The sequence below is a fragment of the Rhodanobacter koreensis genome (assembly GCF_054782855.1).
The window spans coordinates 1-21,730 of record NZ_BAAGRR010000012.1 but is presented as its reverse complement, the minus strand read 5'-3'; the positions used below and the strand labels follow the sequence as shown (position 1 = coordinate 21,730).

General features: G+C 59.9%; 25 protein-coding genes and 1 pseudogene. 3 read left to right on the top strand and 23 right to left on the bottom strand.

The features are described from left to right. Positions 1 to 4: 4 nt before the first annotated feature. The 19 genes from ACYVKM_RS13720 to ACYVKM_RS13630 form a co-directional block, all read right to left on the bottom strand. Positions 5 to 895: a hypothetical protein gene (locus tag ACYVKM_RS13720; RefSeq protein ID WP_460878174.1), complete on the bottom strand. Its 891-nt coding sequence runs from the start codon at positions 893 to 895 to the stop codon at positions 5 to 7. Then, positions 895 to 1,344 carry a hypothetical protein gene (locus ACYVKM_RS13715; protein ID WP_460878173.1) on the bottom strand — a complete coding sequence of 150 codons (450 nt, stop codon included), beginning with the start codon at positions 1,342 to 1,344 and terminating at the stop codon, positions 895 to 897. Before ACYVKM_RS13715 ends, ACYVKM_RS13720 begins: the two co-directional genes overlap by 1 nt. Next, entirely contained in the window at positions 1,341 to 2,678 is a 1,338-nt protein-coding gene (locus tag ACYVKM_RS13710) for a FliI/YscN family ATPase (RefSeq protein WP_460878172.1), read from the bottom strand. The genes ACYVKM_RS13715 and ACYVKM_RS13710 overlap by 4 nt, the downstream gene beginning before the upstream one ends. Then, the gene (locus ACYVKM_RS13705) at positions 2,675 to 3,313 is read right to left on the bottom strand and encodes a FliH/SctL family protein (RefSeq protein ID WP_460878171.1); all 639 of its coding nucleotides are present in this window, start codon (positions 3,311 to 3,313) and stop codon (positions 2,675 to 2,677) included. The genes ACYVKM_RS13710 and ACYVKM_RS13705 overlap by 4 nt, the downstream gene beginning before the upstream one ends. After that, the gene (locus ACYVKM_RS13700; protein WP_460878170.1) at positions 3,310 to 3,765 is read right to left on the bottom strand and encodes a hypothetical protein; all 456 of its coding nucleotides are present in this window, start codon (positions 3,763 to 3,765) and stop codon (positions 3,310 to 3,312) included. Before ACYVKM_RS13700 ends, ACYVKM_RS13705 begins: the two co-directional genes overlap by 4 nt. Then, positions 3,762 to 5,183 (bottom strand): flagellar basal-body MS-ring/collar protein FliF, encoded by a 1,422-nt coding sequence (gene fliF / locus ACYVKM_RS13695; protein WP_460878169.1) that lies wholly within the window; start codon positions 5,181 to 5,183, stop codon positions 3,762 to 3,764. Before fliF ends, ACYVKM_RS13700 begins: the two co-directional genes overlap by 4 nt. Before the next feature lie 91 nt (positions 5,184 to 5,274). Then, positions 5,275 to 5,580 carry a flagellar hook-basal body complex protein FliE gene (gene fliE / locus ACYVKM_RS13690; RefSeq protein WP_460878168.1) on the bottom strand — a complete coding sequence of 102 codons (306 nt, stop codon included), beginning with the start codon at positions 5,578 to 5,580 and terminating at the stop codon, positions 5,275 to 5,277. Then, positions 5,577 to 5,981 carry a flagellar basal body rod protein FlgC gene (locus ACYVKM_RS13685; protein ID WP_460878167.1) on the bottom strand — a complete coding sequence of 135 codons (405 nt, stop codon included), beginning with the start codon at positions 5,979 to 5,981 and terminating at the stop codon, positions 5,577 to 5,579. Before ACYVKM_RS13685 ends, fliE begins: the two co-directional genes overlap by 4 nt. Positions 5,982 to 5,984: 3 nt before the next feature. Then, the gene (locus ACYVKM_RS13680; RefSeq protein WP_460878166.1) at positions 5,985 to 6,356 is read right to left on the bottom strand and encodes a flagellar basal body rod protein FlgB; all 372 of its coding nucleotides are present in this window, start codon (positions 6,354 to 6,356) and stop codon (positions 5,985 to 5,987) included. A 10-nt stretch (positions 6,357 to 6,366) separates the two neighbouring features. Then, positions 6,367 to 7,482, bottom strand: coding sequence for a flagellar basal body P-ring protein FlgI (locus ACYVKM_RS13675; RefSeq protein WP_460878165.1), 1,116 nt, complete (start codon positions 7,480 to 7,482; stop codon positions 6,367 to 6,369). Next, on the bottom strand, positions 7,479 to 8,012 hold the full coding sequence (locus tag ACYVKM_RS13670) for a flagellar basal body L-ring protein FlgH (protein ID WP_460878164.1): 534 nt from the start codon (positions 8,010 to 8,012) through the stop codon (positions 7,479 to 7,481). Before ACYVKM_RS13670 ends, ACYVKM_RS13675 begins: the two co-directional genes overlap by 4 nt. A gap of 46 nt (positions 8,013 to 8,058) precedes the next feature. Continuing rightward, positions 8,059 to 8,769 (bottom strand): flagella basal body P-ring formation protein FlgA, encoded by a 711-nt coding sequence (locus tag ACYVKM_RS13665; RefSeq protein WP_460878163.1) that lies wholly within the window; start codon positions 8,767 to 8,769, stop codon positions 8,059 to 8,061. Next, a complete protein-coding gene (locus ACYVKM_RS13660; protein WP_460878162.1) occupies positions 8,769 to 9,539 on the bottom strand; it encodes a flagellar hook-basal body protein in 771 nt (256 codons plus the stop codon). Before ACYVKM_RS13660 ends, ACYVKM_RS13665 begins: the two co-directional genes overlap by 1 nt. Before the next feature lie 9 nt (positions 9,540 to 9,548). Further along, complete coding sequence (locus ACYVKM_RS13655) at positions 9,549 to 10,226, bottom strand: flagellar hook-basal body protein (protein ID WP_460878161.1); 678 nt, start codon at positions 10,224 to 10,226, stop codon at positions 9,549 to 9,551. A gap of 7 nt (positions 10,227 to 10,233) precedes the next feature. After that, positions 10,234 to 12,297 carry a flagellar biosynthesis protein FlhA gene (locus ACYVKM_RS13650; protein WP_460878160.1) on the bottom strand — a complete coding sequence of 688 codons (2,064 nt, stop codon included), beginning with the start codon at positions 12,295 to 12,297 and terminating at the stop codon, positions 10,234 to 10,236. Then, positions 12,294 to 13,367, bottom strand: coding sequence for an EscU/YscU/HrcU family type III secretion system export apparatus switch protein (locus tag ACYVKM_RS13645; RefSeq protein ID WP_460878159.1), 1,074 nt, complete (start codon positions 13,365 to 13,367; stop codon positions 12,294 to 12,296). The genes ACYVKM_RS13650 and ACYVKM_RS13645 overlap by 4 nt, the downstream gene beginning before the upstream one ends. Positions 13,368 to 13,369: 2 nt before the next feature. Further along, positions 13,370 to 14,125 (bottom strand): flagellar biosynthetic protein FliR, encoded by a 756-nt coding sequence (locus ACYVKM_RS13640; protein WP_460878158.1) that lies wholly within the window; start codon positions 14,123 to 14,125, stop codon positions 13,370 to 13,372. A 16-nt stretch (positions 14,126 to 14,141) separates the two neighbouring features. After that, positions 14,142 to 14,387, bottom strand: a complete 246-nt coding sequence (locus tag ACYVKM_RS13635; RefSeq protein WP_460878157.1) for a flagellar biosynthetic protein FliQ — start codon at positions 14,385 to 14,387, stop codon at positions 14,142 to 14,144. Positions 14,388 to 14,411: 24 nt separating this feature from the next. Then, entirely contained in the window at positions 14,412 to 15,545 is a 1,134-nt protein-coding gene (locus ACYVKM_RS13630) for a tetratricopeptide repeat protein (protein ID WP_460878156.1), read from the bottom strand. A 563-nt stretch (positions 15,546 to 16,108) separates the two neighbouring features. On the opposite strand from ACYVKM_RS13630, the gene ACYVKM_RS13625 reads away from it, so the two are divergent. Both ACYVKM_RS13625 and ACYVKM_RS13620 read left to right on the top strand, forming a co-directional pair. Next, positions 16,109 to 16,504 carry a hypothetical protein gene (locus ACYVKM_RS13625; RefSeq protein ID WP_460878155.1) on the top strand — a complete coding sequence of 132 codons (396 nt, stop codon included), beginning with the start codon at positions 16,109 to 16,111 and terminating at the stop codon, positions 16,502 to 16,504. Between the two features lie 62 nt (positions 16,505 to 16,566). Further along, the gene (locus ACYVKM_RS13620; RefSeq protein ID WP_460878154.1) at positions 16,567 to 17,037 is read left to right on the top strand and encodes a transposase; all 471 of its coding nucleotides are present in this window, start codon (positions 16,567 to 16,569) and stop codon (positions 17,035 to 17,037) included. A 406-nt stretch (positions 17,038 to 17,443) separates the two neighbouring features. On the opposite strand, the gene ACYVKM_RS13615 is transcribed toward ACYVKM_RS13620, so the two are convergent. Beyond that, entirely contained in the window at positions 17,444 to 17,770 is a 327-nt protein-coding gene (locus ACYVKM_RS13615; RefSeq protein ID WP_460878153.1) for a hypothetical protein, read from the bottom strand. 7 nt (positions 17,771 to 17,777) lie between these two features. Then, positions 17,778 to 18,419: a hypothetical protein gene (locus tag ACYVKM_RS13610; protein WP_460878152.1), complete on the bottom strand. Its 642-nt coding sequence runs from the start codon at positions 18,417 to 18,419 to the stop codon at positions 17,778 to 17,780. Between the two features lie 126 nt (positions 18,420 to 18,545). Between ACYVKM_RS13610 and ACYVKM_RS13605 the strand changes: the two genes are divergently transcribed. After that, positions 18,546 to 19,238: an REP-associated tyrosine transposase gene (locus ACYVKM_RS13605; RefSeq protein ID WP_460878151.1), complete on the top strand. Its 693-nt coding sequence runs from the start codon at positions 18,546 to 18,548 to the stop codon at positions 19,236 to 19,238. A 98-nt stretch (positions 19,239 to 19,336) separates the two neighbouring features. On the opposite strand, the gene ACYVKM_RS13600 is transcribed toward ACYVKM_RS13605, so the two are convergent. Both ACYVKM_RS13600 and ACYVKM_RS13595 read right to left on the bottom strand, forming a co-directional pair. After that, on the bottom strand, positions 19,337 to 19,612 hold the full coding sequence (locus tag ACYVKM_RS13600; protein ID WP_460878150.1) for a hypothetical protein: 276 nt from the start codon (positions 19,610 to 19,612) through the stop codon (positions 19,337 to 19,339). Further along, a pseudogene (locus ACYVKM_RS13595) lies at positions 19,612 to 21,730 on the bottom strand (hypothetical protein); the annotation flags it as partial. The pseudogene ACYVKM_RS13595 and the gene ACYVKM_RS13600, both read right to left, overlap by 1 nt.

The window sequence follows — 21,730 nt, the reverse complement described above, 5'->3', positions numbered from 1 at the left end:
TCGCTTAAGTATCGCTACGCGAAGTCCATACTTCGCGGCCGTTCAACATGATCTTGCCGAGCACTACTCCTTTCGCATTGGCTTCTTGCAAAACGCTGTCCCTGAGATTTGCTGCTTCCGCAGCACCTACTCGATAGTCACGCAGCCAAGCCGTTGTGCTGCCATCTGATTGCTTGGTGAAGCGCAAGGAACGTTCAAGCCATTGCGACAAAGGGGCACTCGTCGAGGCCGTCGCTACGGCGGCATAGGTCAGGGTTTCAGTCGCCGCTTCGGATGCTTCGTTCGCAACTGGAGCTGTTTGCATCACCAAGGCTTCGATTGATGACTGCTCTTCCAGGGAAGTGGATTGGAGCGAGCGCGCCGAGCTGACTGGCATCGCCTGTCCTTCCTGTGGTGCGGCTGACGATTGCACCGCGTTCACCGCATCGAATGCGATATCAGCAGTGGCACCCTGCGAGAGGGCAAGTTCGGAAAGATAGCCACCGGCAAGCAGGTGCATTCCAAAAATGCGGGACCCGAGCAGCGCTTCAGTAACGCCAATGGGTTGGACCACCGTGCCCAGTTGCTGCTGTGCGTTTAAGAGGGCAGCTTCCAGGGATAACACGCTGTTATTGCCAGGTAGAGATCTCCCGGAAAGTTGTTGACCCGCAGGCGTTGCCAGTTCAGCAACCACCCCATCTTGGGTCTGCCTCTCTGTGGTCGCCTTGCCGCCCTGCTCTTCCTGGGCACGCGCAGCAGAAGGAGTATCACTGCCCTTTTGCGCGTGAGTCTGTGTATCCGCGGGCGCCGTGTTGGCTTCCTTTGCCAATTCATCGGCAAAATCCTGGGAAGGAGATCTATTGGTGCTGGAGCGCCACGGGTTGATATAGCCGTCGATACTCGGGATATCGGCCATCACTTGATCTCCCTGTTTTCCAACCAGAGCTCGATGGCTTCGTCCTGCAACCTCGCTGAGTGTTCCCGATACAGCGTTTGACTGACATCGGTGACACGCTCATCCACCTTTTCGCAATAACGCTTGGCCATCACATTGGCATTCGCTTGATCATCGCGCAGCTGCAAGGCTGAAACGTGTTCTCGTGAGGCTGTTTCCAATCTGTCGGAAAGCGAAGCATCCAATCGCGAAAGCATTTCATAGCGCGCCATGTCGACATTCGAACTGTCTTCGACACATCGGCGACCCGCCACAGTCACAGCATCGCGAGCGACTTCCACCTCATCCCGGTGTGATCGTCGTGCACGCTCCTCATCGGCTGCTTTGGCAAACGCAACCGAGGCTCGAATCTCTTGCACCTTGGCTATGCGCAACATGACTTCGTAGGCATGCAGTTTTCGCTCGGTCATGGTTGTCCGGCCCCTGCCGATATGATCTCGCGCAGCTGGTCGACGCTCTCCTGTCGGGTAGACCACTGTGTGGGTGTCTGGCGAAGGCATTCAACTATGCGCGGATAAAGAACAATGGCTTCATCAAGCGATGAGTTGGCTCCCGCCTGATAGGCGCCCATGTCAATCAGGTCGCACGACGCCTCGTAGGTTGAAACGATGGCTCTGACGCGCTGGATGACATGCTGTTCTTCTACATTTGCCACCCGCGAAACCAATCGACTTACGCTGGACAGCAAATCAATCGCTGGAAGCTGCCCACGTGCGGCCAAATCGCGCGATAGGACAACATGGCCATCCAGGATCGCACGCATATGATCGGCTACGGGCTCGTTCATATCGTCTCCCTCTACCAAGACACTGTAGATAGCCGAGATGGAGCCGCCTTCGCGCACACGGCCACCTCGCTCGAGTATCTGCGGAAGAAGGTTGAATACCGATGGCGGATAGCCGCGTGAAGTGGGCGGTTCGCCGACTGCCAAACCGACTTCACGTTGCGCCATCGCGAAACGGGTAATTGAATCGATGATCAATAAAACGTCCTGACCTTGATCTCGAAAATATTCGGCAACGGCGTGCGCTGCATGGACGGCATGAGTTCGCACCAGGGCGGGTTGATCCGCTGTTGCCACCAGCATCACCGAGCGCTCTCGCCCTTCAGCACCCAACGCCTCTTGCAGAAAATCGCCTACTTCTCGGCCGCGTTCACCGATCATCCCTACAACAACGACATCCGCACGGACGTGGCGGGCCATCATTCCCAGTAGCGTGCTTTTCCCGACACCACTCCCGGCAAAGACGCCTACGCGTTGCCCCTTGGCAAAAGGCAATACGCCATCAATCGCTTTGACACCTGTTTCAAGTGCCTCGTCCAATGGCACCCGGCGCATCGGATTGATCGGCGGCGGCTGAATATCGCGATGATTTTCGGCCTCTATATCGGGGCCGCCATCCAATGGCGTACCAAAAGCATCGAGCACACGCCCGATCATGCGTGGCCCAACGGGCACCTTGAGTGTTCGACCCAATGAGCGAACGCGTGCGCCAGCCGATACTCCGCGAAGATGGCCAAATGGCATCAGGAGAACGCGCCCTTCGCGGAAGCCGACGACTTCGGCGCGTATATTCTTGCCCTGCCCGTTACCGTCGATTTCGCAGAGCTCGCCAATCTTGGCATCCGGCCCCAGCGCTTCAATCACCAAGCCATTGAAGCCGAGCAAGCTCCCACACGCATGCGCCATGGACTTGCTCTCAAGCAAGTAGCGATAGCGATCGAGAGCAACGGCCACGCTCATGGGCGATTGGCTCCCAATGATTCAAGCATCGTGTCGCAGATCGCGCTCAATCGCATGGCAATGGAACTCTCCACCTGGCCGCGTCCGGTCACGATCCGGCACTCACCTCGCGCAAGCCCGCTCTCGGCGATAACCTCCAAGCCCTCGATGTGTTCAGGAAGGGTCGAGCGATCCTCGATCGATACGCAAACGCGCACGGCTTTTACCCGAAATTCCTCGACCACCTGAACGCAGAGGCGCTGGAGTAGCTGCTGGTCACCCGGCAGCTGGCCGAACGCTCTCGACAGGCTGGTCAACGCCACTTCGAAAGCCAGCTCTCCCATGGATGCAGCATGTCGGGGCAAGGCATCGGCCATTCCATCTATCAGAGCAACCAGCCGCTCGCGTTCAGTGGTCAACTCCTGCAGACGAAGGCGTGCATCGCCTTCGAGTTTCTCCATGCGCTGCGCCGCTTCACGCAAACCGTCGTTCTCGCCCGCCTCGAAACCTTCGGCGTAGCCATTCCGGTAGGAGACAGTATCGATGGCATCCTGTGGATCAGGGAGCACGAAGGCCTCTTGCGGCTCACGCCCTCCAGTGATCATTCGGCGATCATGGGCTTCATGAATGGCGTCAGCTTGCAGGCGGCGGATCACAAATCGCCCTCCGCTATCCGCAGGTCATGGCCGACTTCGCCGAGGTGACGCGATATCGAAGCGGCCAACGCAGCCGGAAATGGGTACGGTAGACGCGCCATTTCACGCCGAATGTTTGCACTTCGCACTTTGTCGCAAGTCGCCAGATAAAGTTCTGCATGATCTGGCACGGCAGCTACCAGCACACGAGCGGCCCACTGGCTGGACAAGCGTTGAAGGACCGCGATCATCACGTCAGGCGTAGGTACCTCCACTGCGCGATACGGATCCAGCCCTGCCAGCACCTCTCGCACCAACCCAGCATCAACCGAAGCAAGATGCTGAACTTCGGCGATCAATGGATCGAGCGCATGCCTGCATCCTTTTGGCAGCCGCGCCAGCATCCAACGCCGATCGGCGGGATGCATGGCTGCCAGCGCCAGCGCTGCAGTGCGGGGGCCGGGCGTGCTCAATGCTCGATCTCCACCGGCTCGATCCATTGACGTAACTTTGCCAGTGCTTCTTCACGTTCTGGAGCCGATAACCGGCGAGGTGCATTGCTGCGACCGGCCATCACCAAAGCAGCCAAGACGATCAAGATCAGAGCGGCGATGACCGGGTAACCCCACGTTGGCATCGGGTTGGCTGCTGCAACAGGTTCGTCCACCGCTGCACCATGGGTAGCGCCAGCGTCGGCCGATGCAACACCGCTTGACACTAGCGGCGAGGGGCTTGTGGATGCCTTCGCCAGCTCGGGTGGCGCAATGGCGGCGATATCGACTTTGTCTCCACGCGCGGGATCGAGGCCGAGTCCGGCCGAGACCACTTCGGAAAGTTTGTCGATTTCACTGCGAGGCAGACTGGACGGAATCACGATACCGACGGAAATACGCTCGATGCGGCCTGGCGCCTGCTCAACCTCTTCCTGTTCGCGACCGTGGGCGTACTCGATATCGCGCTCGTTCGTTGATGAGCTTGGCTTGACCTGATCCGGAGCAGAGTCGTCCACCACCCGGCCGCTCACATGAGTCTTTTCGCTCACCATCAACCCGTTGCCATCCTTGCCCTGGGGAATCAGTCGCTCGCTGACCTGCTTGACGTGGTCGTAGTTGAGTCGCACATCCACCGAAACGGTGTAGTCATCCGTCAGCAATACGCGCTTCAGCAGTTCGCCAATGCGCGTTCGCAGCAGGGCCTCTACCTTGGTCTGCTCGTCCAAGCGATCACCCACCAGGGCGCCGCCCTGGCCATCGGTCGCATGACCGGACAGCACCATACCCTTGTCGTCGAGCACCACCACCGACTCCGGCGTCAGTGCATCGACGGCGGATGCCACCAGACGCTGGATGCCGACGACCTCACGGGCATCCAAGTGTTTTTCTGGCCGCATGCTGATTGTCACCGATGCCTTGGAGGCTTCCTGATCATGCTCGAACAGATCGGCACGATGGATCGTCAGGTGCACGCGGGCCGAGGCAACCTCGTCCAACGATTCGATGGTACGTTCCAGTTCCCCTTGCAACGCACGCTGAAAATTGACTTTCTGGGCAAACTCGGTGACACCGTAATCCGAGTCCTTGAACAGCTCGAAACCGACACTGCCACCCTTGGGCACTCCCTGCGAGACCAGCTTCATGCGGGTGTCGTAGACCTGCTCGGCAGGCACCAGGATGGTCTTGCCCTCGTCGGCCAGGTGATAAGGCACCTGCATCTGGCTGAGCGTGGTCGTGATCTCCGCGGCATCCGCCTCTCGCAGGTTGCTGAAAAGCACGCCGTAGGGCGGATGCATGATCCACCATGTTGCCCCCGCGATCACGCATGCGATCAACAGCAGGCATGTCGCAAAAATCACGCGCGAGCGTTGGGACATGGATGTAAAGAACTGCCGCATACGTACTCCAGAAAATCCCTACGGAAGACTCAAAAACTTCCCGAGGTAGCAAACAAAGTGCATCCACAGGACATGCACGGAAATACCTGCATCAAAGCTGCATGTTCGTCAGGTTCTGATAGGCATCGGTGATGCGGTTGCGCACCTCAACGGCAAATTGCAGTTTGAGATGCGCATGCTCCATCGCAATCATCACGTCGTGCACAGGCACGTTTTCTCCAGCGGCCAGCGCGCGTGTCGCCGCATCGGCACTGTTGAGGCTGCCATTGAGCTCGTTGATGGCCGATCCCACCATCTGCATGAATTGCGGGCCGCTCTGTGCGACCTCCCCGATGGCCCGTTCCGCGATGCCGCTGATCTGGCCGATGGAAACGGCCGTGATAGGAACGATGTTCATGAGCCACCTCCCACATCCAGTGAATGCAACGCCATGCTGCGCAAGGTGTTGAACGCGCGCACGTTGGCTTCGTACGCCCGACCTGCTTCATCCAGCGTGCTCATCTCTTCCACCAGGTCGATGCGCGGATAACTGACCATGCCATTCTTGTCCGCCATTGGGTCGGACGGATCGCGGACTTCCCTTGACTCTGCATCGATGGCAACCAGGGCCGGTTCGGATGATCCGATCGTTGCCCCGAAGCTGACTCCATAGGGCGCCGTTGCACGCATCAGGCGCGCAGGGCGTCCGGGAACATTCGGTGTATTGGCCACGGCGATGTTGTGGCTGGCCGCCTCAAGACGGAGGCGTTCGAATTCCAAGCCAAAGCGTGAAGCGGCGAAAATCTGATCGACACCCATCGTTTAGTTCCTCCCGGCCATGGCCAACTGCATCAATGCAAAGCGCCGCGACATCAGCGTCGACAGCGTCTGAAAATCCACATTCGCGGTTTCCAGTTCCGCCACTTCCCCATCGAGATTCACGGGCGCGTTGGGATTGGGCTCAACAAGGTGCACCGATTGACGGATGACTTCTGGCGTCATGAGCTCAAGACGGCCGCTCTCCATCGATGGCTGGTCCGCTGCCTGGCGCAGAAGACCCGCTGCCTGTCCGAAATCGGCACGCTGTGCGCGATAGCCAGGCACATCGACGTTGGCAATGTTTGTGCTCGCAACTTCCGCGCGCACCCTCGCCATGGTGATACCCATGCGTATAGCTTCGGTGGTCAGATCCATAGCCATTTCCTCATTGAATAATCAGTTCGCCGCGCAGCGCGCCAGCGGCTTTGATCGATTGCAGAATCGTGATCACGTCACGCGTGGTCAGGTGAATCGTCCGCAACGCGGTGATCAGGTCCGCCACCGTGGCCCCGTTGGGCACGCTCACCAGCTTGGCTTCGGGATCCTGCACGTTGATGTTGGCTTGCGGAACGACCGCCGTACCGATGTTTCGCGAGGGATTGAGCAACACGCCATCGGGCTGCGAAACCTGGTAATCGGTTTGCACGACGATGCGCAGGTCGCCCTGGGAGACGGTCACTCCGCCCAATCGCACATCGCCGCCGGACACCACCGTCCCCGTGCGCTCGTTCACCACCACCCTGGCAACCTGATCCGGCGTCACCATCACGTTCTCGATTCTCGAGATGGTCCGGATCATGTCCTGGGGAGGCGATGCGAATGTCACACGGATCTTTCCGGCATGTTCGGCGATCGCATTGACGCCTGCATTGCGGCGCAACGATTCAGCGACACGCTCGGCCGTGGTGAAATCAGGTTGGTAGAGCACCACGTCCAGCGTGCGGCTGTCATCGCCAAGGCCCAACGGGGCCTCACGCTCCACCGAGGCACCATCCGGCACGCGCCCGACCGTCGGGTGATTTTTTGTTTCGGAACTGCCGAACGCGCGAACCTCATAGCCACCGACCGATAGCGCGCCCTGGGCCAACGCATAGAGCTTGCCATCCGGGCCATTCATCGGCGTCAGCAACAGGACACCACCGGTAAGGCTTCGCGCATCGCCAAGCGAGGCCACCGAGACATCCAGCTTCTGCCCGGATTCGGCAAAAGGCGGCAAGGTGGCGGTCACCATCACGGCAGCCACGTTGCGGCTGTTCAAGTCGTCAGGACTGATATTGACGCCAAAGTGGCTGAGCGCGTTGGCCACGGACTGGACCGTCAGGTGGTTCTTGCTGGAATCCCCCGTGCCTGCCAGACCGACCACCAGCCCGTAACCGATGAGCGCGTTGTCACGCACGCCCTGGACGCGTGCGATTTCCTTGAGCCGCACACCGTAACCATCGGCCGACACGCCGCCGCAATAGCACAGGGCCAAAAACAAAATGCACAGAATACGGCTCATATCAGGCCCAACCAGCGGGTGATGCGGTAAAGGATGCCGCGACGTTGCGCTTCGGATACGTCGCCATGCCCGGTGAACTGGATGTCCGCCTCACTGATGCGATTGGACAGGATGGTGTTGGTCGCCGAGATGTCCTCCGAACGCACCAGCCCAGTCAGGGCAAACTGCTGCTTCTCGCCGTTCACCACCACGGTCTGCTCACCATGGATGCGCAACATGCCGTCGCCTTCCACCGCCACCACGCGTACCGCCAGTTGTGCCTGCAAGGTGCCGGCACGCGAGGTCTTGCCCTCGCCGGCATCGTTCCCGGACGTACCCAGCCCCAGGCTATGGCTGGAGTTGTGCGTTTGCGTATTGGCACCGAGCTGTACACTGCTGTCGGCATCGGTGTTGGCACTTGCCGTGGCGCGTGCGGTCTCGGTGACCACCACGGTCAAGGTATCGCCAACCTGATGGGCACGCTGATCCGCCGCCAGGCCACGGTATGTATCCGGGTTGATCATCGATCCGGATGTCGTTTGCGCGTTCACGGCAAGGGTCACACACGCCCAGGCCAGACACACGATCAAGCATCGTTTACTGGACAACTTCCACGACTCCTTTGTCAGTGATACGCGCATGTACGGGCGCTTCGGCGCCATCGACCAATACCGGAACGATGTCGCCGTCATTGCCCTTGCCGTTCGACGTACCCCTGGCTTGCAGATGAATGGCGCCGAGCGCCACCAGGACCTGGACCCGCTGCTGACGATCGACATCGGGCACGGGCTCGAAGTCCTCCCGCACCACGACCGCACCGGCCAGCACCGGACGGCGCAGGCGCATGCCATCGATATCGTGGGGGCTCTGGGGCAATTCGCCCTGCACGGAAGCGACATCGACATCCTGCGGCACCAGCTTGAGTGAGGCGGCCGAGGCCCCGATTACCGCATCGGCCGCATAGGTGAGCTCGGAACGATGCACGCTCAGGGCAAACCAGACCGTTGCCGAGCGCACCACGCGATCGTTCACGCTGATATCCACCGGCACGCCGACACGTGCGCGCGGCCAGCGTCCGGTCAACGCATGCACCTTGAGCGTGACTTTTCCAGGGGCTACGACCGCATCCTCGGGCGCGCCCACCACGGTCACGGCTGCCGCGGCACGATCGCTCGCCAGCTTTGCGTCGATCTGCGCGCGCGCAGCGGCAACGATGCGCACCGCCGCGACAGACTGAAACACTGGTGCTGCGGCCCATGTCTGCAACGAGACGGCCACGAGCATCCATGCGGGCAGGCGCTTGAGCATCATCCCTGGCGCAAGTTGTTGATGGTATCGAGGATCTGGTCGGCGGCCTGCAACACGCGTGCGTTCAGCTGGTAGGCGCGCTGGGCAATCACCAGCGTGGACATCTCCGACACCATGTCCACATTGGAGCCTTCCAGGGAGCCCTGCACGATGGTCCCCACCCCGTTTTCGTTGGGCTTGCCCACGCTCGGATCGCCGGACGCCTGCGTGGCCACGTAGTCGTTGGCTCCCACCGACTGCAGGCCTTCGGGAGAGGGAAACGTACTCAATTGAAACTCACCCAGCAGCGTCTGGGTGGTACTACCACCTACCGTCGCATAGACCTGACCGCTCTGATTGACCTGGATGTTGCTGGCGTCGGGAGGAATCTGGATGTCCTGGGCCAGCCGGTTGCCATTGGCATCGGCCAGATACCCCTCGGTGTCCACATGCAGCTGTCCGTTGCGGGTGTACAGGTGATTGCCGCTGGCATCGACCACCTCCAGAAACCCTTCGCCCTGGATACCGATATCCCAGGTCTTGTTGGTCTGCGACATCGTCCCCTGCGCAAACACGGAACTGGTCGAGATGATCTCCGAGCCGGCACCGCTATGTTCAGGACTCAGCCCTGCCTGCACCTGTGCGGGAGTGATCACGGCAACGTCGCCGAAAGCCACGCGCTGGCTCTTGAAACCCGGTGTCTGCAGGTTCGATATGTTGTTCGACAAGGTGTCGATTTGTGTCTGCGTGCTCTGCATGCCTGCGGTCGCGATAGAGAGTGCATCGATCATGGTCAGTCCTCAGGTGTTGTCGCCGATATGGTTGATGCCCGCCTGCATGGCCTCGTCATAGGCCTGAATGGCGCGCTGCACGGACTGTGCGTGTCGGGTCAACTCCATCAATCGCACCATCTCGGTGCCGGGATCGACATTGGATTGTTCCAATGCGCCTTGATGGATGCTCCCGTTCCAGTCCGCAGAAGTACCGGTATAGGTATAGAGACCATCACCTGCTTCACGCAGGGCATCGGGTTTATCGATGGCGACAATGCGCAGGCTGTCGATCGTTTTGTCGCCGTCGACGATCTCGCCCGCGCTGTTGATATGCACGCCTGCCTGCGTAAGGGATATCGGCCCGGACTGCCCCTGCACCGGATGACCCGCGGCATCGACCAGTTGCTGATCCGCATCGATATGGAACTGTCCATTGCGTGTCAGCATTTCCTTGCCGCCGGCATCGACGACAAAGAAACCCGGTCCCTGGATGGCCAGATCCAACGGCTTGCCGGTCTTGGTAAGCGTGCCGTCCACCATGCTCAGAGTCGGCATGGGGTCCACGATCCCCGTCCTGAAGTCCGTTTTAAGGCGCTCGTTGCGATAGCCCGCCGTGCGCATGTTGGCGATGTTCTGGCTGATGACATCGAGCGCATCGACGTCATTGCTCAGATATCGCGCGATGCCGGAAATGACGTTGCTCATGAGCTCCTCAAGCTGCGGCTGCAGCGGTAGTGACGGTGCCGAACGCCTTCACCACCACGGTGGAAGGCACTTCGTTGATGCCCAGGACGGTGACGTGCGGAAGGCTGCGTTGAATCAGCGCGCGCAAATGACGACGCACCGGGCTCGGGCAAAGCAGGACCGGAAGATGGTTGCGCGACATCATCGCTTCGGACTGTTTGGCCAGTCCCTTGAGCAGCGCCTCGAGCTGGCCCAGCTCGCTGATCAGCACCCCCGCACCCTCGCGCTGGCGCACCGCGGAAACGATCGAGCGCTCCAAGTCCGGCGCCAGGGTCAATACATGCAGCTCGCCATCGGCGTTGCTGACCCGCTGACAGATCGTGGGTCCCAGGCGCTCACGCACACGCTCCACCAGGTCCTCGGTCTGCTTGAGCGTCTTGCCGGCATCCACCAGGACTTCCAGGATGGTTTCGGCACTGCGGATGCTGACGTGTTCACGCAGCAGCTGTTGCAACACCTTTTGAATGTCGGTGTACGACATCACGCCGGGTACCAGCTCGTCGACCAGCGATGCCTGCTGCTCGCGCACGCGGGCCACCAGGCGCTCGGTTTCGGCACGGGTAAGCAGCTCGGGCGCGTGACGCTTGACCGCTTCTCCCAGGTGGGTGATCAGCACCGTCTCGGGATCGACCAGCGTATAACCCGCGCCACGTGCAAAGAGGCGCTGCTCGGCACTGATCCACAACGCCGGCAATCCGTAGGCGGGGTCACGCGTTTCGCGCCCTTCCAGCTTGGGCCGCTTGCCACCCGGATTGATCGCGAGCAAGGCATCGAAGTGCAACTCACCGCGGCCAACCCGCGACCCCTGCACATGCAGTTCGTAGGCATCGTCGGCCAGGGGCGCGTCCTGGATCAGCTTCACCTTGGGCAGGATGAAACCGGCGTCCAGCGCAAATTGCTTGCGGAAGGTGGCAATGCGGTCGCCCAGGTCCAGGCCGCGTGCCTTGTAGGCCGTGGCGATACCGCCGCCCAGATGAATCTCGATCGGCTCCACGGCGAGCAGCTTGTAAAGATCCTCTTCGCCACGCTTGGTGATCGGCTCGGGCGTCTCTTTGGCATCCTCCGGCACATTGGATGCCGCGCGGGCCGCAAAGAAGGTCAACGCACCTACGCCAAGCAGTACCAGCAATACCGGCCATGCCGGCAGGCCCGGAAGCGCCAGGATGCCGGTCAGGGCAATCGCCACGATCAGCAAGGTGCGCGGGTTCGACAGCACCTGGCGCGCGATCTCGGTACCCAGCTGCGCATCGGCCGCCGCGCGCGTGATGATGATGCCGGTGGCCACCGCGATCACCAGCGAGGGGATCTGCGTGACGATGCCATCGCCCACGGTCAGCAAGGTATAGCGGTGCGCAGCATCGCCCCAGCTCATGCCGTGCTGGACCATGCCGACGGCCAGGCCGGCGATGATGTCGATCAGGATGATCATGATGCCGGCGATGGCATCGCCCTTGACGAACTTGGTGGCGCCGTCCATCGCGCCGTAGAAACTCGCCTCCTTCTCGACCTGGGCGCGTCGCCGCTTGGCTTCGTGCTCATCGATCAGCCCCATGTTCATGTCGGCGTCGATGCTCATCTGCTTGCCGGGCATGCTGTCCAGGGTGAATCGGGCCGCGACCTCGGCCACACGCTGTGCGCCACTGGTCACCACCACGTACTGCACCACCACCAGGATCAGGAACACCACCAGGCCGATCACATAATTGCCGCCGACCACGTAGGAGCCGATGGCATTGATCACCCGCCCGGCGTTGCCCTTGTCGAGAATCAGGCGCGTCGCCGAGATGTTCAGCGCAAGACGGAATAGCGTGGTAATCAGCAGCAACGACGGAAACGTCGAAAAGCTCAGCGGCGAATCGGTGAAGAACGTGATCAGCAGCACCAGCAACGCGGCCGTGAAGTTGAGCACCAGCAGGAAATCCAGCAGCCCTGGCGGGATCGGCGTGAACAGGATGACCAGGATGACGATCATCCAGAGCACGAGGATCACATCGCGCTTGCCACTCCATAGCTGGCCGAACAGAGCGTTCACGAGAAAATCCTGTTGCCGGGACGCTTCATCAACCAGCGATACACGGGTGCCAGCTGCCGATAGAGAGGTGCGGGTACGGCCTGATCGACCCGGCACTCGCGAAACAGTGCGCGTGCCAACTCGGGCGAACGCAGGCATGGCACACCGGCATTTGCAGCGATCATGCGCATGCGTGCGGCAACGGCGTCGGTTCCCTTGGACAGGACCACCGGGGAGCGCATCGTCTTCGTGCGATATTGCAGCGCAATCGCCAGATGCGTCGGATTGGTCAGCACCACGTCGGCGTCCGCCACCCGCCGCACTGAACGCGAATGCTTGAGCAGCTCGGCGATCAGTCGCTTGCGCTTCTGGCGTATATCAGGGTCACCATCGCGCCGTTTGACTTCGTCCTTGATGTCGTTGCGACTCATGCGCAGCTTGCGTATGTATTCGCGCCGCGTGAACAGCAGGTCCAGGATGGCCACGAAGGCCAGCATCACCAGCAGCCATGTCGTCACCTGCACATACGTGGAACGCAATAACAGTCCCACGCTCGACGGCGGCAGGAACGCGGCGGCTTCCATCTTGTGGTCGATGCTGCCGGCGAGTGCCCACGACAAACCGGCCAGCATCGCTATCTTGAGACTGAGCTTGAACAGTTCCCACAGGATGCGCATCGAGAAGATGCGCTTCATCCCCTGCACGGGGTTCAGGCGCGAAAAATCGGGCTTCAGCGGTGTCGTGCTGAAGGTCGGGCCCGTTTGCATGATGTTCGCGAGGACCGCCGCGACCAGCACGGCCAGCACGACCGGCAGCAAGGCCTGCCAGGTCGGCTCGAAAGTCTGCTGCAACCAGCGCACCAGGCCTGCAGACGGCTCGGGGGCATTGCCCGCCATCAGCACGGTGCGGCGAATCGCGCGAGCCATGGCAGCGACCAGCTCGTAGCTCGACGCGGTAAAAGCGATGCTGAAGACGATCGCCACCACCACGCCACTCAGATCGGTGCTGCGTGGAACCTGCCCGCGCTCGCGCGCTTCCTGCAGGCGATACGGCGTGGGCTGCTCGGTCTTGGTTTGATCGTTGTCGGCCACGGTCAGTGGGCTCCCAGACCGGGCAACGCCGAAAATGCATCGCGATAAAGCCGTTCGATCAGCGGCGGCGCGAAGCGCAACGACCCTGCGAGCAACATGAACCCCGCCAGCACCTTCAATGGCAGCGCGACGAAGTACACGTTGGCTTGCGGCATCGATCGGCTCGCATAGGCCACCGCCAGGTCGATCGCAAACAGTCCCAGGATCACCGGCGCCACGACCATCAGGCCAAGCAGGAATTGCGAGGAAAGCATGTTGATGAATGCCTCAGGCGTCAGCGCAAACCTGCCCTCGCCCAGCGGCACGACATCGATCGACGCGACCATCCCCTGCAGAAGCAGCAGATGGATGCCCAGCGTAAAGAACACCATCATGCCGGCCCACTGCACCGCGGTGCCGGCCAACGACTCCGTCACATGGGTCGATGGATTGAACAGGTTGGCAGCCGCCACACCTGACTGCATGTCGACTACACGTGCGGAGAATCCCAGTGCCGCCGCCGGCAGCACCACGGCCACGCTGAAAGAGAGACCGAGCAGGCTCTCGCCGGCCATTGCCAGCACGAACGGCAGGGGTGCGGCCGCATCAAGGTGCACGGTGGGCGCCCCCCGGATGCCGGTGGCGATCAGTGTCAGCGCGAGCAGAATGGTGACGCGCACGGAAACCGGCACCCATGCAAACGGCGTAAAGGCCGGCACCATCAGCAACGGCGAGAACCTCGCCATGGCGAGCAGGAAGGCCCCGACTGCAACATCCACCGTGCTCACTATGCGCTCACATCCCTGCGATCAGGCCGAACAAGTGCCTCGAAAACTCCACCACGACCGCCATCATCCAGGCCCCAGTCATCAGGAACATCGCCACAACGGCAATCAGCTTCGGAATGAAGGTCAAGGTCATTTCCTGGATCTGCGTCACCACCTGCAGCACGGAAATCACCACGCCCACCACCAGGGTGGCCAGCAGGATCGGCGCCGACACCTTCGCGGCGGTGAGCAAGGTCTCCGATAAAAGGTGCATGGCCATATCGCTGTCCATTGGCCATCAACCTCTGGGGCGAACGACTTCGCGCAACTTGTAGATGAAATCCATCGACACCTGCATCGCGCGGCCGGCCGGCCTGGCAAGCAGGTCATCGACGATTCGGCGCGCCTCGTCGGTGCGCCCCTCGTCAAGCAGCAGCACGCTCTTGGCGTACTTGGCCGACAGGCCGGCGGGATCGAGGCGCGTGGCCCGCTTGATGGACTCCTCGGCTTCCTTGCGCTCTCCACGCAAGGCATGCACGAGTGCCAGTCCGCCATGCGTTTCGCCAAATGTCCGGTCCAGTGCAAATGCCTGATCGAAATCGTGCTTGGCACCCGCCAGGTCGCCTTCCAACAACTGGCACCAGGCGAGCGCATGCCATGTACCGATGTGATCGGCCATCGCGGCACTGGCGCGATCGAGCACCGAGCGCGCCGCAGGAATATCGCCTCGCAGCATCAGGTTCTCGCCCAGACCCAGCAACGCGCGCCCGGAATCCGGGTGGTACGCCAGTACCTTCTGGAACGTCGCCATCGAACCCTCGACATCCCGCGCCCAGAGGGCCACGGTGCCTGCGACGAGACCCGCTTCGTGCTGCTCGGGATCCGCGTCCAGTGCCTTCGTTGCTTCCGCGGAGGCGCGCGCCGCTTCACCCAGGTCGAGCAGCAGCAACGCGCGCAATCCGTGAACTTCAGCCATGCGCGAACCGGTTGAAACAGGCGCGAGAATTTCAAGCGCCGCGTCGTATCGACTCTGCCGGTGCAGAATGCGGGCCTTCAACAGCGCGATGGCAACACCATCGTCGCCTGCGACATGGACCGGCGCGAGCGTCTGCCATGCCTCATCCAGCAAGCCGAGACCAAGCTGCGCGTAGGCAAGGTCGTGGCGAATGGCAGGCGCGGCATCGGGCGACTCCTGCAGCAACGAGTGCAATATCCTGACCGCCCCTGCGAGATCCTGGCGCATCATCGCGCAACGCGCTTCGCGAAACCGGACGCCCACCAGCGCTCGCAGGTCTGGCGGTGCGCTGCGCAGGCGCGCCCACGCGTCATCGACCCGGCCTTCGGTCAACAGCTCATCCAGCAAATCGCACAGCAGGATCGGATTTGACGGATCCTTGTCGGCGAACTGCTCCAGGTGCGTCACGCGATTCATCGCGCAGACCTAAACTTTTGTCGCAAACCCTTGATAGGTTCAGCGACCAGGACCGGATGATACCGACCCCATTCCCTGTGCTCGAACACGTACAGCCCCCATCCATTTGGACTTGGACGTCCAAACGCAACCTGTCACACGTCCATCAGCCTTTCTGTACAGTGCCCCTGTGCACTGTCTAGCGAATCCCTGCTTAATACGGGTACTCGAGCTGCCTTGAGGCCGAGACTAAGAGGCACCTTCTGTGTCCGTCAACAAGATTTGTAATAGTAATTTCTTGCGAATTTTTCGAACGTTATCTTTTGCTGCTGTTCATGACTTGACTCGGTTCCGTCGCAATCTCTTGCTTAACCACTCCTTGCCCTCTTGTTCCGGACGTAATCGTTTTCAACCCAATCATCCTGGCCATCGCACATGTGGCTTCATGCGTTGCCTGCACGAGACTGGAGCGTGCAAGGCGGTGGCGGGTGTAGCTGGCTGATTGCCCTGAACAACCGTATAGGCGCTACCGGACTGGCTAAACTGGACGCCACTCGCCCCATGTTTGTCTTTGGAATAGCCCCATGCCGATCGACCGCATTTCGTCGTCATCCTCGCTGATCGAAACCATGCGCGCGCTGGCCCGGGATCGGGCCCGTGGCACCAGTCGTGACGGCGGCGTCGCCGGCACGGATTCCACGCCGACGAAGCAACCTCATGTACCCGCCTCGCACTCCGTCGAGGAGCTGCGCCAGCGCCTCCACGCCCTGGTTGCACACGTCAACGTGGCGGATGCACAGTCGCTCGCCAGTGCGCGCGAACCCGCACTGCGGGAAATTCTGCTGTGGGAGTTCGGCAGCGATTTCCGCAAGGACTCGCAATTCCTGCCCATGGTGGACGCGATCGGCCGCACCCTGGACGCCGACCCGCGTTTTCAGCAACGGTTTGCCGACATGGTCGCCGGGCTGCAGAAATCCTGAAGGGAACACTGCGACGCTGTGACAACGTCTGTCTCCGCCATGCGAAATGGCAGTGCTGCGGCGTGGCCAGCATCGAGTCGGTAAGTGAACCTGGCCCCGCTTTGTCGCACCGGCACCTCTGGGAAGGTCGCTACAAATCCTGCCTGGTGGACAGCGAGACCTACGTGCTGTCCTGCTACCGCTATATCGAGCTCAATCCGGTCCGCGCCCGCATGACGGACGATCCCATGCAATTCCTCTGGTCCAGTTGCGCCGCAAACTGTGGCTATCGGGACAATCCGCTGCTCAGACCCCACATTGCCTATACGACTCTGGGCAGCGCGCCTGCCGAGCGGGCCATCGCCTACCAAACCCTGTTGCGCGAGACGCTATCAGAAGACGACTTGCACGACATCCGGATCTACCTGCAACAGCAACGCGCCCTCGGCCGCGATGACTTTCGCGCCATGATCGAGGCCAAGACCCATCGCTTTGCCGGCACTCGCCCCGCCCACCGTCCCGCCGGCGCTCCATCAAAACCCGCCGATAAGTGAACCTGACCCCGTTCCGGTAAAAGATGTACAACCTGCAGACCACGATGGCTTCGATTTTCAAAGAAAGCGAGCGAATATGATCAGGATTTGAGCCAAATTCGCTTGCCGGATTTCAAAATTTCGCTGCGCATGGGAGCAATTTTTGCTTTGCGGACAGCGGACGGGGCACCGCCTTACCAAAACTGGCGGGCGCAAGATTCGTTCCGTTCACGAGTTGGTCGTAACTTCCGGGACTCATCAGTCCTTGGGCAAGGCCAGGGTTCGCAGTCAAATCCGCGACAGCCTGGTTTGTAGTCGCCTGCAGCGAGGTCGTTAGCTGATCTAAGCCTCCCGCCCCGTTTACGCCACTAGCTCCCGCGTTTGGAACAACAAAACGCCCGCATAGAGCGGGCGTTTTGTATCTTCATCATTCTCCGGATTCAATTCGTCGAATGATCTCCATAGCTAGTTCCTTGTATACCTCCACAGGAGGGCTGTCGCTAGGAACATATTGGATCTTTTCGAGCCAATAACTGCCCTTACAAAAGCTGCGAGCCTCAGTCAAGCCAAGCTTCACCTGCTCAACAATCTCGCTATCTGATAGGCATTCTTTTTCCGCGGCGGACACGGAAAGGCGCTCTACCACCGGTTCACCGATCAACGGTGCGTCAGCGAACTGAAGGCCGAGAAAGTTGTGCTTCGGACCAGTAATTCTGCTGAGCTTAAACAACGGCGCATCATTCACAAATTTCATAACAAGCTCACTGGAAAGGAGAAGGATAGCGTGCTTGTGCAGCGTTATGCGCAGCCGAATAACTCGGGCCATTTTGACGCATGTACCAAGCCTCAGCGGTCTCGTGCCTTAGCATCTGGATATCTTCAGCAGTGTGAGTTCCATCGGTAAGGCGCGACCACGAATTGGCCATATCCAAGTCTGAATCGAAGCGCCCCCATTCTGCGGGAACTCCTAGATCGACATACCGATCGAGGAGATGCTCATCGTAAAACACATGATCCTTCACCGTCTGTATGTTCTCGGGCTTGATACCTGTGTTCTGAGCGATCTGATTGACGTCTGCATCGTTGGCGCGAATGGCGTCATACAACTCATCTGCTGAATGTACGCCCGCGCCACCTCCCGTTTGACGAAGTCCCATGTCTGGAACGGTAGCTGGCGCACCAGCCGGTTTGTAACCCTGCCTCACCTCCTGCCATACATCATTCAGGGCTTTCGATGCGCCATCATACAACTCGCCAACGTCGCGCCCCAGCACAGGTGCGATTGAGACCGCGCCCTCGGCGATCAGCCCTATCCCCTTTCCGATCACCTTGCCACCAAACAGGCCGATCGCAGCCTGTTGCACGCTATTGGGCATGAATGTGTTGTAGAACGCGTACTTCATACCATCCAGTACGTTGACGCATAAGGGGACGGAGGGAATTAAGCCGCGTCAAACCTGGTGAAGCCCTACACTACGCGAATCGACGCGCCTGCGGATGGGCACGCAGTTGCGTGCCACGCTGCCGCCATGCCTCGTCAAACCCGTCTAGAACTCCCGGGCACTCCCCTCCACATCACCCAACGCGGAGTAAACCGCTGCGCCATCTTTGTGGATGAAGAAGATCGCCGGCATTACTACGAACTGCTGTGCGATGCGGTGCACGAGCACGGCATCAGGGTTCATGCCTATGTATTCATGGGCAACCATGTCCACCTCCTTCTGACCTCGCCGGAGCGCGATGCGCTGTCTCGCGCCATGCGCAACGTCGGTCAATGCTACGTCCAGGCGTTCAATCGCCGGCATCGCCGCACCGGCACCCTATGGCAGGGCCGCTTCAAGTCGTGCCTCGTCGACAGCGAACGCTACCTGCTGACCGTCTACCGTTACATCGAACTCAATCCTGTGCGTGCAGCGATGGTCGAACGACCCGAGCAGCATCGTTGGTCAAGCGTCCACGCCAACCTGAATCAACGACCGGACGATCTGGTAACGCCCCACCCGGTCTATCTGGGACTTGATAGAGATCCGAACGTTCGCGCGGAGGCCTATCGCATGTGGCTCCGCCAGGGCGTCAGCGACGACGACCTGCACCAGATCCGGCGACATCTACAGCAGGAACGCGCACTCGGAGACATCAAATTTCAGGCAATGATCGAAAGGGCCCTTGGCCGGCCTGCCACGGTTCGTCCGCGAGGTCGACCGCCACGCCCCACTGAATGAAACCAACGTGCTTAATTCCCTCCGTCCCCTTATCGGGCAGCATCCCGTCCTGGACCATCATCCGGTTGTCGGCGTCGTGGGTGAACCACTGCGTTTGACTAACCGCTTCTAAGCTTATTCAGCGCTTCAATCGTCACACCATATGCATCTATAGCATATTGATCATCAACCTCTGATGCTTCACCCTTTGAATCTCCTCTAATATTAGGCGGCGAGCTTCTTAACTCAATAAGCGCACCAGTCGGTGGATAAAATGCAAGTAGCCCATCCCATCCTCGATTAATTGAACTATCTCCTTGCGCTACAACCTTAAGTGCATCCAGATCGCAGTCACGCACAACACCTGCTGCATCCACGTATGTACCGTGCATCATTACTTCAACTCCCTAAATCGAGGATTCAAAACATTCTGTGCATTCAACTGCGGGTAATTGAATTCGGAGAACGGAGTGCCCCGAGTTTGGCCACCCTTCTCGAATAACGGATAAGGTGCCTCTAAAGCATTATTCAATCCAGTCCAATCTTTTAATTGTAACTCTACCAAATACTGAGGCGCGTAATCCAATTGCATTGCGTCCATGTAGGCGCTTTTTGTAGTTATGCTGGTTAGCTGCTCAGCTGATCCCATAAAACCCATACCGTTCGTATAACCTTGATTAACATATCCTAACGACTGAAGATTTTCGTCCAGCGGACTATATGGCCCTATCGACTGGCCGCCAAAGTCGACATCTAGTCCGTTTGTCATGGCTACGTATTGCTTCGCGTTAAGTGAGCGAACGAAATAACCATCCGAGGGTAATCCGCTTGCACCCCAATTCGATATGTCATATGAAAGTGGAGTTGCGTTACTTGGAGCAGCGACGCTTACCTGCACCGAGTTCTGTTGCAAGGATACCGGCTCCAACCTATCCATGGGGGGAGCTTCCATGGGAACAGGTTCGACTGTTCCCGCTGCAACACCGGTTAGCAAGACCGAGGCAACTAGTGGACCGAAGGTAGCGTTGAGCTGTCTCTGCTGAACCTGTTGCGCCAACAGAGAAGGAGTCGAGTCCTGCACGGTGGGCATCGGCCGACCGCCGTTGTACTGCATCTCCTGCTGCACCTGACCCATATGAAGTTCCATAGCAGCCTGATTGGCTTTAGCCACTACCACAGGATCCGAACTCACCGACCCTAGCGCCGCCCTTTGCTGCATGAGCCCCGTCCATGTGGGGCCTCCAGGCAACGCATCTTGCAGCTGCAGATCAATGTTGCTTTGTTGATCCAGAGCAGAATTCGAGAAGTACGAGTTGTCCAACGTCAGGTACTGCGGGCTTGCGGTGACCGTAACAGGCGTCAAATCGGTGATTGTGCGTCCTTGGAAAAGATACGGCGTCCCATCTGCGTTGGTTTCCATGTACGACGCATAGCCAGGCAGTGAAAGGAGGTTGTATTCGTCGCCGTTGGACGACTCCCACGTATTGGATGTGCTGACCGGCGCGGACGAATCTTCGTCAGCATCGGACACTCCGTGCACGCCGGTGTACGTCGAATACGCATCTGTCGATGCCAGCTGCGGACTGGCCGCGATGAGCGCCTCTGCCTGCTGATCAAAGGCCAATTCGTTCAAGCCTTGCGCAGCTTCTCCACCCCATTCCCTGTTGGACTGTGTCTGATCCTGGGTCCAGGATTTGTTGGCCCATGCATTGAACGAGGCCGTCTCCTGCGCACTCTTGGTCTCGTACGCGTTTATCCCTGCGATGGCCGCATTGCCCAGCGCATTGCCAAACACATCCTCACCGACCTGCTGCCAGCTCTGCACATGACTGTCGCCCAAGGCCACGCTGGTTTCACGCGTGGTGACGTCCTGCACGATATTGGCCTCGACCCTGTTCCATGAAAAGTCGCCTTGCTGACCAGCCGTCGCCTGGGCATTGCTAGGACCGAACTCACCACCCGCCGCTGATCCAGCCGCACTCGCAATCAGGCCAGCCCAACTGAAGTGCGCCGCCTGACCGCTAACCTTGGCCGCTTCGTAAGTGCCTGCATAACTGGCAGCGCCGATAAGAGCATTGCCGGCCTCATTGATACCGTTACCGGTGTTAGCGGCAAATGTACTGGCGAAGGCGCCTCCTTGGCTGAACTCCGAACTCAAGCCCCCACCAATCGCGCCGCCTACGGCACCCATCAACACCTGTCCGAAGCTGAAGCCATGTTGCACACCCAATGCATCACCAGTGACCTGGCTGGCCGCACTGCCTGCCGCCCCTGCTATGGCACCAGCCGCCCAAGCGCTCATTTCGGGCGCTAACGTCTCGTAGCTCGCGACCGAAACTATCACCGCCACCGCAATGATGACGATATCCGCCAGAGCATTGCACCCCGCACTACTCGGCGGCGGCGGCGGCGCTGTCGGCAGATTCGGCGTCGTACTGCCGATGATGCTGCCCGGGTCATACGGCTTGAACGTCGTCGCCGTATTGCTGCTGGTGGTCACCGCCGGGATCGTG